The organism is Schumannella soli, assembly GCF_006517435.1.
GTDB lineage: Bacteria > Actinomycetota > Actinomycetes > Actinomycetales > Microbacteriaceae > Schumannella > Schumannella soli.
Genome location: NZ_VHQG01000002.1, coordinates 1,137,900 through 1,149,936, shown reverse-complemented (window position 1 = coordinate 1,149,936; position 12,037 = coordinate 1,137,900). Strand labels below are relative to the sequence as shown.

Annotated in this window: 8 protein-coding genes; all 8 read left to right on the top strand. The window is 70.6% G+C overall.

The genetic code is table 11. The annotated features are described in order from the left end of the window. Positions 1 to 44 precede the first annotated feature (44 nt). Positions 45 to 275, top strand: coding sequence for a DUF6704 family protein (locus tag FJ657_RS11020; RefSeq protein WP_141163664.1), 231 nt, complete (start codon positions 45 to 47; stop codon positions 273 to 275). Between the two features lie 2 nt (positions 276 to 277). Beyond that, on the top strand, positions 278 to 1,111 hold the full coding sequence (gene trpC / locus FJ657_RS11015) for an indole-3-glycerol phosphate synthase TrpC (protein WP_141163663.1): 834 nt from the start codon (positions 278 to 280) through the stop codon (positions 1,109 to 1,111). Beyond that, positions 1,108 to 2,322, top strand: coding sequence for a tryptophan synthase subunit beta (trpB, locus tag FJ657_RS11010; protein WP_141163662.1), 1,215 nt, complete (start codon positions 1,108 to 1,110; stop codon positions 2,320 to 2,322). Before trpC ends, trpB begins: the two co-directional genes overlap by 4 nt. Further along, on the top strand, positions 2,319 to 3,101 hold the full coding sequence (gene trpA, locus FJ657_RS11005) for a tryptophan synthase subunit alpha (protein WP_141163661.1): 783 nt from the start codon (positions 2,319 to 2,321) through the stop codon (positions 3,099 to 3,101). The genes trpB and trpA overlap by 4 nt, the downstream gene beginning before the upstream one ends. Before the next feature lie 80 nt (positions 3,102 to 3,181). After that, entirely contained in the window at positions 3,182 to 4,210 is a 1,029-nt protein-coding gene (lgt, locus tag FJ657_RS11000) for a prolipoprotein diacylglyceryl transferase (protein WP_439653939.1), read from the top strand. 124 nt (positions 4,211 to 4,334) lie between these two features. Beyond that, entirely contained in the window at positions 4,335 to 8,930 is a 4,596-nt protein-coding gene (gene gltB / locus FJ657_RS10995) for a glutamate synthase large subunit (RefSeq protein WP_141163660.1), read from the top strand. Positions 8,931 to 8,981: 51 nt separating this feature from the next. Beyond that, positions 8,982 to 10,439, top strand: coding sequence for a glutamate synthase subunit beta (locus FJ657_RS10990; protein WP_141163659.1), 1,458 nt, complete (start codon positions 8,982 to 8,984; stop codon positions 10,437 to 10,439). A 57-nt stretch (positions 10,440 to 10,496) separates the two neighbouring features. After that, a complete protein-coding gene (gene pyk, locus FJ657_RS10985; RefSeq protein ID WP_141164001.1) occupies positions 10,497 to 11,963 on the top strand; it encodes a pyruvate kinase in 1,467 nt (488 codons plus the stop codon). The last annotated feature ends 74 nt before the right edge of the window (positions 11,964 to 12,037 follow it).

Sequence of the window (12,037 nt, the reverse complement as noted above, 5' to 3'; positions counted from 1 at the left end):
TCGGGCCGATAGACTGAACGAACACCCCCGAGAAGGAGTCACCTGTGTCGGAAGAGAACGACCCCGGCCACGGCAATTCGCCCGCGGCATGGACGGCCGTAGTGATCATGCTCATCGCCTTCGCGATCGGCACCGTCGCCTTCTTCCTGGACGTCGCGTGGGTCGTCTGGGCGAGCGCCGGACTCCTCGTGGTCGGCCTCATCGTCGGCGGCATCCTCAAGAAGGCCGGCTACGGCGTCGGGGGAGCCCGCTACGTTCCGAAGGCTCACGACTAAAGGTGCTCAGCGACCTGGTCTCCGGAGCCCTCGCGGATGCTGCGGAGCGCCGCAGCATCCGTCCGCTCGCCGAGGTGGAGGCGGCCGCTCTGGCCCGCCCCGCCGCCCTCGACGCCGTCGCGGCGCTCGAACCGGCCGAGCGCGTCAAGATCATCGCCGAGGTGAAGCGCGCGAGCCCTTCGCGCGGTGCCCTCGCCGAGATCACCGATCCCGCCGCCCTGGCCGTCTCCTATGAGACCGGCGGAGCGAGCGCCATCTCCGTGCTCACCGAGCAGCGCCGCTTCCGCGGTTCGCTCGACGACCTCGAGGCGGTGCGCGCCGCCGTCGGCATCCCCGTGCTGCGCAAGGACTTCATCGCCGAGCCGTATCAGGTGTTCGAGGCCCGCGCCGCGGGCGCCGATCTCGTGCTGCTCATCGTCGCCGCGCTCGAGCAGCCGCTGCTCGCCGAGCTGCACGAGCTCATCCACTCGCTCGGCATGACCGCCCTCGTCGAGACGCACAGCGCCGAGGAGGTCGAGCGCGCGCTCGACCTCGGCCCCAGCGTGCTCGGCGTCAACGCGCGCGATCTGAGCACCTTCGAGCTCGACCGCGACCTGTTCGGCCGTCTCGCCGACCGCATCCCGGCCGGCGTCGTGCGCGTCGCCGAGTCGGCGGTGCTGCGGCCCGCCGATGTCGCGCACTACCGCGACGCGGGGGCGGATGTCGTGCTGGTGGGCGAGGCGCTCGTCACGGGCGGCGACCCCATCCAGACCCTCGAGTCCTTCCTCAACGCGCAGTCGGACCCCGCCCAGGCGGAGTCGGCCGAGGCGAGCACCACGGCGGGAGAGCGCGCATGACCGACCTCCGCACGGTCGACGGACCGTTCTTCGGCGACTTCGGCGGGCGCTTCATGCCCGAGTCGCTCATCGCCGCGATCGACGAGCTGACCGAGGCCTACGAGACCGCCAAGGTCGACCCGGCGTTCCAGGCCGACCTCGCCGAGCTGCACCGCACCTACACCGGCAGGCCCTCGCTGCTGACCGAGGTGCCGCGCTTCGCCGAGCACGCGGGCGGCGCGCGCATCCTGCTCAAGCGCGAAGACCTCAACCACACGGGCTCGCACAAGATCAACAACGTGCTCGGCCAGGCGCTGCTCACCAAGCGCATCGGCAAGACGCGCGTGATCGCCGAGACCGGAGCCGGCCAGCACGGCGTCGCCACGGCGACCGCCGCGGCCCTGTTCGGGCTCGAGTGCACGATCTACATGGGCGAGGTCGACACGCAGCGCCAGGCGCTCAACGTGGCCCGCATGCGCCTGCTCGGCGCCGAGATCGTGTCGGTCACGGCCGGTTCGCGCACGCTCAAGGACGCCATCAACGAGGCGTACCGCGAGTGGGTCGCGAGCGTCGAGACGACCAACTACATCTTCGGCACGGCGGCCGGGCCGCATCCGTTCCCGACGATGGTGCGCGACTTCCAGAAGATCATCGGCGAGGAGGCCCGAGAGCAGGTGCTCGAGCTGACCGGGGCGCTGCCCACGGCCGTCCTCGCCTGCGTCGGCGGCGGCTCGAACGCGATCGGCATCTTCCACGCGTTCCTCGACGACGCCGACGTGCGTCTGATCGGCTACGAGGCCGCCGGCGACGGCGTCGAGACCGAGCGCCACGCCGCCGCCATCCAGCGCGGACGCCCGGGCGTGCTGCACGGCGCCCGCAGCTACCTGCTGCAGGACGCCGACGGCCAGACGCTCGAGTCGCACTCGATCTCCGCGGGCCTCGACTACCCGGGCGTCGGTCCCGAGCACTCCTGGCTCGCCGACATCGGCCGGGCCGAGTACCTGCCCGCGACCGACGTGGAGGCGATGGAGGCGCTGCGCCTGCTGAGCCGCACCGAGGGCATCATCCCGGCGATCGAGTCGGCTCACGCGCTGGCCGGCGCGCTGCGCCTCGGCCGCGAGCTCGGACCGGAGGCGACGCTGCTCGTGAACCTCTCCGGCCGCGGCGACAAGGACGTGCAGACGGCGGGCCGCTGGTTCGATCTGTTCGACGAGGGAGCGACCCAGGAATGACCGAGTCCCACGTCGGGCGCGTCATCGACACCCGCAAGGCCGAGGGGCGCGGCGCGCTCATCAGCTACCTGCCGATCGGATTCCCCGATCTCGACACGAGCGTGGATGCCGCGGTCGCCCTCGCCGAGAACGGCGTCGACATCCTCGAGCTCGGTCTGCCCTACTCCGATCCGGTCATGGACGGGCCCGCCATCCAGGCCGCGACGCAGCAGGCGCTCTCGAACGGCTTCCGGCTGAGCGACGCCTTCACGGCGGTGGAGCGCATCCGCGCCCGCGTCGACGTGCCCGTCGTGATCATGACGTACTGGAACCCGGTGCTGCAGTACGGTCCGACGCGCTTCGCCGACGACCTGAAGTCGGCCGGCGGGGCCGGGCTCATCACGCCCGACATCACGCCCGACTCGGCCGACGACTGGATCGCCGAGAGCGAGCGCACCGGTCTCGACCGCATCTTCCTGGCCGCGCCGTCGTCGAGCGAGGCGCGACTGAAGCAGATCGTCGCCGCGAGCCGCGGCTTCGTCTACACGGTCTCGACGATGGGCGTCACCGGCGCCCGCGCCGACGTGGATGCGGCCGCCCGCGACCTCGTCTCCCGCCTGCGCGACGCCGGCGCCGAGCGCGCCTGCGTCGGCATCGGCATCTCGACGGCCGAGCAGGTCTCCGAGGTGCTCGAGTACGCCGACGGCGCGATCGTGGGCTCCGCCCTCGTGTCGTCGCTCGCCGACGGGGGAGTCGCCGGGCTCGCCCGCACGGCCGCCGCCCTGTCGGGCCGCCGCTAGAGCCGGCAGTAGACTCACCAAGTCCACCGATCGTCGTGCACGCTCTCGCGTGCCGTCGTGACAGCTGAGGAGATCCACCCGTGGCCGTGCCCGCCAGCATCCCGAGCCCGCCGTCCGACTGGCAGATCATCCAGGTCGGTCAGTGGATCCACTCCTGGTTCCCGGCCTGGCCGGCCGCGTGGGGCCAGATCCACGTCTACGCGCTCTGCATCCTGGCCGGCATCATCGCCGCGATCCTCATGGCGAACCACCGCCTGAACCAGCGCGGCGCGGAGCGGTGGGTCATCCTCGACATCGCCATCTGGACGGTTGCGCTCGGCATCGTCGTGGCGCGGTTCTACCACGTGTTCACCCACCCCGGCGACTACTTCGGCGCGGGCAAGAACACCTGGAACATCACGCAGCCGGGATCGATCTGGGCGGTCTGGGAGGGCGGCAACGCCTACTACGGCGCGCTGCTCGGCGGCGCCCTCGGCGCCTACATCGGCAGCCGCTTCACCGGCCTGCGCTTCACCGCGATCGTCGACGCGATCGCCCCCGGGATGCTCGCCGCGCAGGCGCTCGGCCGCCTCGGCAACTGGTTCAACCACGAGCTCTTCGGCCTGCCGACGCCCGACGGCGCCTGGTGGGGTCTGAAGATCGAGTCGAGCAACGCGGCCTGGCCCATCGGGCTGCCCGACGACACGCTGTTCCAGCCGACGTTCCTCTACGAGATCATCTGGAACATCATCGGCATCATCGTGATCTACGCCCTGCGCAAGAAGCTCGACCTCCAGTGGGGCAAGGTGCTCGCCGTCTACCTGATCTGGCAGGGCATCGGCCGCAGCTTCTTCGAGTCGATCCGCGTCGACCCGAGCGAGTACTACTTCGGCATCCGCGCCAACGTCTGGGCGGCGATCGCCGCGATCGTGATCGGCATCGTGATCCTGATCGTGCAGACCCGCCGTCACCCCGGCGCCGAGCCGAGCCCGTACCTGCCCGGTCGCGAGTGGACGCCCCAGAGTGCCGTAGACTCCGGCGAGACCTACTCCGACTCCGACGACGACGAGACGGTCGTCGATGAGGAATCCGACGAGGCCGCCACAAGCGGAGCGAAGGTCGCCTCCTGATTCTCGGCACCACCACGCCGAGGCCGGTTCCACCAGCCGGCATTCCGAGCCGCACTCCGGGCTCACCCTCTGTTCCTGTGGGCCAGCGACGTCCCATCCCGGTTTCATCATGAGGACGGTTCCCATGGCTGTCTCCAGCTCTTCCGCCGTGCCCAGCCCGTATCGGGCGTTCAGCACCACTCCGCCCGCTCAGGGCCTCTACCGCCCGGACTTCGAGAAGGACGCCTGCGGTCTCGCGATGGTCGCGACCCTCCGCGGCACCGCAGGGCACGACATCATCGACGGCGCGCTCGACGCGCTGCGTCACCTCGAGCACCGCGGGGCCATCGGCTCCGACGCGGGCACCGGTGACGGCGCCGGCATCATCACGCAGGTGCCTGACGACTTCTTCCGCGCCGTCGTCGAGGCCGAGCTGCCCGCCGCCGGCGAGTACGCCGTCGGCATGGCCTTCCTGCCTACCGACGACGACGAGCGCGCCGCCCTGAAAGCGGCGATCGAGCGGATCCTCGACGAGGAGGGCCTGACCCTCATCACCTGGCGCGACGTGCCGGTGAACCTCGACGAGCTCGGCAAGCTGGCCCGCGAGGCCGCCCCGGTCTTCGAGCAGCTCTTCGTCCGCGCGAGCGGCGCGGGCGCCGAGGGCCGGGCGATCGCCGGGATCGAGCTCGACCGCCTCACCTTCCGTGCGCGCAAGCGCGCCGAGCGCGAGCACGGCGCCTACCTGCCGTCGCTCTCCAGCCGCACCGTGGTCTACAAGGGCATGGTCACGACGCTGCAGCTCGAGCCGTTCTACCCCGACCTCAGCGACGAGCGCTTCACCTCGCGGCTCGCCCTCGTGCACTCGCGGTACTCGACGAACACGTTCCCGTCGTGGCCGCTCGCTCAGCCGTTCCGCATGATCGCCCACAACGGCGAGATCAACACGGTGCAGGGCAACCGCAACTGGATGCGCGCGCGCCAGAGCCAGCTCGAGAGCGAGCTGCTCGGCGACCTGAGCCCGGTGCTGCCGATCGTCACGCCCGGCGCGAGCGACTCGGCGTCGTTCGACGAGGTCGTCGAGCTGCTGACCCTGAGCGGCCGCAGCCTGCCGCACGCGGTCATGATGATGGTGCCGGAGGCCTGGGAGAACCAGCCCGACATCGACGAGCGCAAGAAGGACTTCTACGAGTTCCACTCCATGCTCATGGAGCCCTGGGACGGCCCGGCCGCGCTGGTGTTCACCGACGGCTCGCTCGTCGGCGCGACCCTCGACCGCAACGGTCTGCGCCCTGGCCGCTTCGTCGTGACCGACGACGGCCTCGTCGTGCTCGCCAGCGAGATCGGCGTGCTCGACTTCCCGGCCGAGAAGATCGTGCGCAAGGGGCGCCTGCGTCCCGGCAAGATGTTCCTCGTCGACACGGTCGCGGGCCGCATCGTCGAGGACGACGAGCTCAAGGCGTCCGTCGCCGAGCAGGAGCCGTGGGGCGAGTGGCTCGACGAGGGCCGCATCCACCTCAAGGACCTGCCTGAGCGCGAGCACATCCTGCACACCCCGGCGTCGGTCAGCCGCCGTCAGCGCACCTTCGGCTACACCGAGGAGGAGGTGCGCATCCTCATCTCGCCGATGGCGAAGAACGGGGCGGAGCCCCTCGGCGCGATGGGATCGGACACCCCGATCGCGGTGCTCAGCGACCGCCCGCGCCTGCTGTTCGACTACTTCACCCAGGCCTTCGCGCAGGTGACGAACCCGCCGCTCGACTCGATCCGCGAGGAGGTCGTGACCTCGATGTCGCTCGGCCTCGGGCCGGAGCGCAACCTGCTGGATGCGGGCCCCGAGCACGCGCGCCAGATCATCCTCGACTTCCCGGTCATCGACAACGACGAGCTCGCCAAGGTGCAGCACTTCGAGACGAAGTCGGGCCGCAAGCCGACCGCCGTGATCCGCGGCCTCTACGAGGCGGGCAAGGGCGAGAAGGGTCTGCGCAAGCGCCTCGAGGCGATGTGCCAGGAGGCCGACGAGGCCATCGCGAACGGCGCGCACTTCCTGGTGCTCAGCGACCGCGACTCGAACAGCGAGCTCGCGCCGATCCCTTCGCTGCTCATGCTCTCGGCGGTGCACCACCACCTCATCCGTCAGGAGACCCGCATGAAGGTCGGCCTCGTGGTCGAGGCGGGCGACGTGCGCGAGGTGCACCACATCGCGCTGCTCATCGGCTACGGCGCCTCGGCGATCAACCCGTACCTGGCGATGGAGACCGCCGAGCAGCTCGTGCGCTCCGGCATGCTCACCGGCATCTCGAGCGAGAAGGCCGTCAAGAACCTGATCAAGGCGCTCGGCAAGGGCGTGCTGAAGATCATGTCGAAGATGGGCATCTCGGTCGTCTCGAGCTACGCCGGCGCCCAGGCCTTCGAGGCCGTGGGGCTCAGCCAGCAGCTCATCGACGACTACTTCACCGGCACGACGACGCTGCTCGGCGGCGTCGGCCTCGACGTCATCGCGACCGAGAACGGCGCCCGCCACGCGGCCGCCTACCCCGAGGACGGCGCGATCCTCGCGCACGAGCGCCTCGAGACCGGCGGCGAGTACCAGTGGCGTCGCGAGGGCCCGCCGCACCTGTTCAACCCTGAGACCGTGTTCCGCCTGCAGCACTCGACGCGCACCAAGCGCTACGACATCTACCGGCAGTACACGAAGCAGGTGGATGAGCAGGCCGAGAAGCTGCAGACCCTGCGCGGGCTGTTCCGCCTGCGCGAGGGCGTGCGCCCGGCGCTGCCGATCGACGAGGTCGAGTCGATCTCGTCGATCATCTCCCGCTTCAACACGGGCGCGATGAGCTACGGCTCGATCTCCAAGGAGGCGCACGAGACGCTCGCGATCGCGATGAACCGTCTCGGCGGCCGCTCCAACACCGGCGAGGGCGGTGAGGACGTCGAGCGCCTGCTCGACCCCGAGCGCCGCAGCCGCATCAAGCAGGTCGCCTCGGGTCGCTTCGGCGTCACGAGCATGTACCTCAGTCACGCGACCGACATCCAGCTCAAGATGGCGCAGGGCGCGAAGCCCGGCGAGGGCGGACAGCTGCCGCCGCAGAAGGTGTACCCCTGGGTCGCCCGCACCCGCGGCGGCACGCCCGGCGTGGGCCTCATCTCGCCGCCGCCGCACCACGACATCTACTCGATCGAAGACCTCAAGCAGCTGATCTTCGACGTCAAGCGCGCCAACCCCTCGGCGCGCGTGCACGTCAAGCTCGTCTCGCAGTCGGGCATCGGCGCGGTCGCCGCGGGCGTGACGAAGGCCCTGGCCGACGTCGTGCTCGTCTCCGGTCACGACGGCGGCACCGGCGCGAGCCCGCTCAACTCGCTCAAGCACGCGGGAACGCCCTGGGAGATCGGCCTCGCCGAGACCCAGCAGACCCTCATGCTGAACGGGATGCGCGACCGCGTGGTCGTGCAGGTCGACGGCCAGATGAAGACGGGTCGCGACGTCATCGTCGCCGCCCTGCTCGGCGCGGAGGAGTACGGCTTCGCGACGGCTCCGCTCGTCGTGTCGGGCTGCATCCTCATGCGCGTCTGCCACCTCGACACCTGCCCGGTGGGCGTCGCGACGCAGAACCCCGAGCTGCGCGCCCGCTACACGGGCAAGCCGGAGTTCGTCGAGACCTTCTTCGAGTTCCTGGCGCAGGAGGTGCGCGAGTACCTCGCCGCTCTCGGCTTCCGCTCGCTCGACGAGGCGATCGGCCACGCCGAGCTGCTCGACGTCGACCGCGCCATCGACCACTGGAAGGCCGACGGCCTCGACCTCAGCCCGATCCTCGTCGGACCCGACTTCGACGACGACGAGCCGCGCGCGAACCGTCGCGAGCAGGACCACGAGCTCGAGAAGCACTTCGACCAGGAGCTGATCCGCCGCGCGCAGAGCGCGCTGCAGCACGCCCAGCCGGTCGAGATCGAGCTGCCGATCGCCAACACCGAGCGCGCCGTCGGCACCATGCTCGGCCACGAGGTCACGATGCGTCACGGCGAGCACGGGCTGCCCGCCGACACGATCTCGGTGAAGCTGCACGGCTCCGCCGGTCAGTCGCTCGGCGCCTTCCTGCCCTCCGGCATCACGCTGCGCCTCGAGGGCGACAGCAACGACTACGTCGGCAAGGGCCTGTGCGGCGGTCAGATCTCCGTGCGCCCGCCGCAGGGCGCCGGCTTCGACGCCGAGCACAACGTGATCGCCGGCAACGTGATCGGCTACGGCGCGACGCAGGGATCGATGTTCCTGCGCGGCTGGGTCGGCGAGCGCTTCCTGGTGCGTAACTCGGGCGCCACCGCGGTCGTCGAGGGCGTGGGCGACCACGCGCTCGAGTACATGACGGGCGGCCTCGCGGTCATCCTCGGCGGCACCGGGCGCAACCTCGGCGCGGGCATGTCGGGCGGAACCGCCTACATCCACAAGCTGCAGCGCGAGCGCGTCAACCTCGACTCGCTCGTCTCGGGTGAGCTCGAGCTGCTGTCGCTCGACAGCGCCGACGCGGAGATCCTCACCGATCTGCTGCAGCGGCACGTGGCCGAGACCGGCTCCACGCTCGCGCAGCGCATGCTCGATGACCTCGAGCAGACGCTGGCCGACTTCGTGAAGGTGCTGCCGCGCGACTACGCGGCCGTGCTCAAGACCCGCCAGGAGGCCGTCGACAACGGGATCGACCCCGACGGCGACGCCACCTGGAAGCGGATCCTGGAGGTGACGGGCGGATGACGCGCATCCTCGCCCCCGCTCCCGTCCGCATCGAACTTCTGGAGGCCGTCAATGGCTGACCCCAAGGGCTTTCTGACCACCCGCGAGCGGGAGACCCCCGCCCGCCGTCCCGTCGCGCTGCGGCTCATGGACTGGAAGGAGGTCTACGAGCAGGGCGACCTGACGCAGACCCGCCGCCAGGCCGGACGCTGCATGGACTGCGGCGTGCCGTTCTGCCACCACGGCTGCCCGCTCGGCAACCTCATTCCCGAGTGGAACGACCTCATGTGGCGCGGCGAGGGCCGCCAGGCGATCGAGCGTCTGCACGCCACGAACAACTTCCCCGAGTTCACCGGTCGCCTCTGCCCGGCGCCCTGCGAGTCGAGCTGCGTGCTCGGCATCAACCAGCCGGCCGTGACGATCAAGCAGGTCGAGGTCTCGATCATCGACCAGGCTTTCTCGAACGGATGGGTGCAGCCGCACCCGCCGGAGCGCCTGACCGGCAAGACGGTCGCCGTCGTCGGCTCGGGACCCGCGGGCCTCGCCGCCGCCCAGCAGCTCACCCGCGCCGGCCACACGGTCGCGGTGTACGAGCGCGACGACCGCATCGGCGGCCTGCTGCGCTACGGCATCCCCGACTTCAAGATGGAGAAGAAGCAGATCGAGGCTCGCCTGAGCCAGATGCAGGCCGAGGGCACCCGCTTCCGCGCCGGCGTCGAGATCGGCAAGGACATCTCCTGGGCCGACCTGAAGTCGCGCTACGACGCGGTCGTGGTCGCGACGGGCGCCACGGTGCCGCGCGATCTGCCCATCCCGGGCCGTGACCTGCTCGGCGTCGAGTACGCCATGGACTACCTGGTGCAGCAGAACAAGGTCGTCGCCGGCGACACGATCGCCGAGCAGCTGACCGCCGAGGGCAAGCACGTCGTCGTCATCGGCGGCGGCGACACCGGCGCCGACTGCATCGGCACCGCCCACCGCCAGGGCGCGCTCAGCGTCACCAACCTGGCGATCGGCTACCAGCCGCCGAGCGAGCGTCCCGAGCACCAGCCCTGGCCGACCACGCCGACGCTGTTCGAGATCGCCAGCGCCCACGAAGAGGGCGGCGAGCGCAAGTACCTCGCCTCGACGGTCGAGTTCCTCGGCAACGAGGCCGGCGAGGTGCGCGCGCTGCGCGTCGCCGAGACCGAGTACATCGACGGCCGCCGCGTGCCGAAGTCGGGCACCGAGCACGAGATCCCCGCCGACCTCGTGCTGGTCGCCATGGGCTTCACGGGCGCCGAGTCGGAGGCCCTCGACGGTCAGCTCCGCCTGCCCTTCGACGAGCGCGGCAACGTCGCGCGCGACGAGGACTACCAGACCAGCGAAGCGGGCGTCTTCGTCGCCGGCGACGCCGGTCGCGGCCAGTCGCTCATCGTCTGGGCGATCGCCGAGGGGCGTGCCGCCGCATCCGCGGTCGACCGCTACCTCGAGGGAGAGACGCAGCTCCCGTTCCCGGTGCGGCCTTCTGACCGTGCTATCACGGTCTGAGGCTCCCCGCCCCGGGCTCCCTGCGCCATCTACCACCACCACCACCGTTAGGAAATGATGAGACGAGCGAAGATCGTCGCGACCCTCGGGCCCGCGACCTCGAGCTACGAGAACATCCGGGCCATCATCGAGGCCGGCGTCGACGTCGCGCGCATGAACCTCAGCCACGGCAGCTACGCCGTGCACGAGGAGGTCTACGCGAACGTGCGCCGCGCGGCCGAGGACGTGCAGAAGCCGGTCGCCGTGCTGGTCGACCTGCAGGGTCCCAAGATCCGACTGGGCAAGTTCGCCGACGGCCCGCACCAGCTGGCCGAGGGTGACATCTTCACGATCACCACCGAGGACGTCGAGGGCACCAAGGAGCTCGTCGGCACCACCTTCAAGGGCCTGCCGCAGGATGTGAAGCCCGGCGACTTCCTGCTCATCGACGACGGCAAGGTGCGCGTGCGCGTGCTCGACACCGACGGTGTGCGCGTGCGCACCGAGGTCGTCGTGGCCGGCGCCGTGTCGAACAACAAGGGCATCAACCTGCCCGGCGTCGCGGTCAACGTGCCCGCCCTGAGCGAGAAGGACGAGGCCGACCTGCGCTGGGGCCTCAAGCTCGGTGCCGATCTCATCGCCCTGTCGTTCGTGCGCAACGCCGCCGATGTCACCCGCGTGCACGAGATCATGGCCGAGGAGGGGCGCCGCGTGCCCGTCATCGCCAAGGTCGAGAAGCCGCAGGCGGTGGATGCGCTCGAGGAGATCGTCGACGCCTTCGACGCGATCATGGTCGCCCGCGGCGACCTGGGCGTCGAGCTGCCGCTCGAGGCCGTGCCGATCGTGCAGAAGCGCGCTGTGGAGCTGTCGCGCCGCATGGCCAAGCCGGTCATCGTCGCCACGCAGATGCTCGAGTCGATGATCTCGAGCCCGGTGCCGACCCGCGCCGAGACCTCCGACGTCGCCAACGCGGTGCTCGACGGCGCCGACGCGGTCATGCTCTCGGGCGAGACCAGCGTGGGCGAGTACCCGGCCATCACGGTCGCGACGATGGCGCGCATCGTCGCGTCGACCGAGGACCACGGTCTCGACCGCATCCCGCCGCTCGGCACGAAGCCGCGCACGCAGGGCGGTGCGATCACCCTCGCCGCCGCCGAGGTGGCCGAGTTCGTCGAGGCGAAGTACGTCTGCGTCTTCACCGAGGGCGGCGACTCGGCGCGGCGCATGTCGCGTCTGCGCTTCGGCATCCCGATGAAGGCGTTCACGCCCGACGAGGCCATCCGCCGCCGCATGTCGCTCACCTGGGGCATCGAGTCGTTCCTGGTCGACCGCGTCGGCCACACGGATGCGATGTACCACCAGGTCGACGAGATCCTGCTCGCGAACGGCCTGGCCGAGCGCGGTGACAAGGTCGTCGTGATCTCGGGTTCCCCTCCCGGGATCTCGGGCGGCACGAACGACCTGCGCGTGCACGTCATCGGCACCGCGGTCGACGGCGAGGCGCCGGTCTGGCAGCAGGACGCCGGCGTGGCTCCGACCGTCTGAGTCGGCGCCGCGGTTCGCTCCGCGTCACGGAGGGCGGGATCCCGAGGGATCCCGCCCTCCGGCGTCTCCGTCCA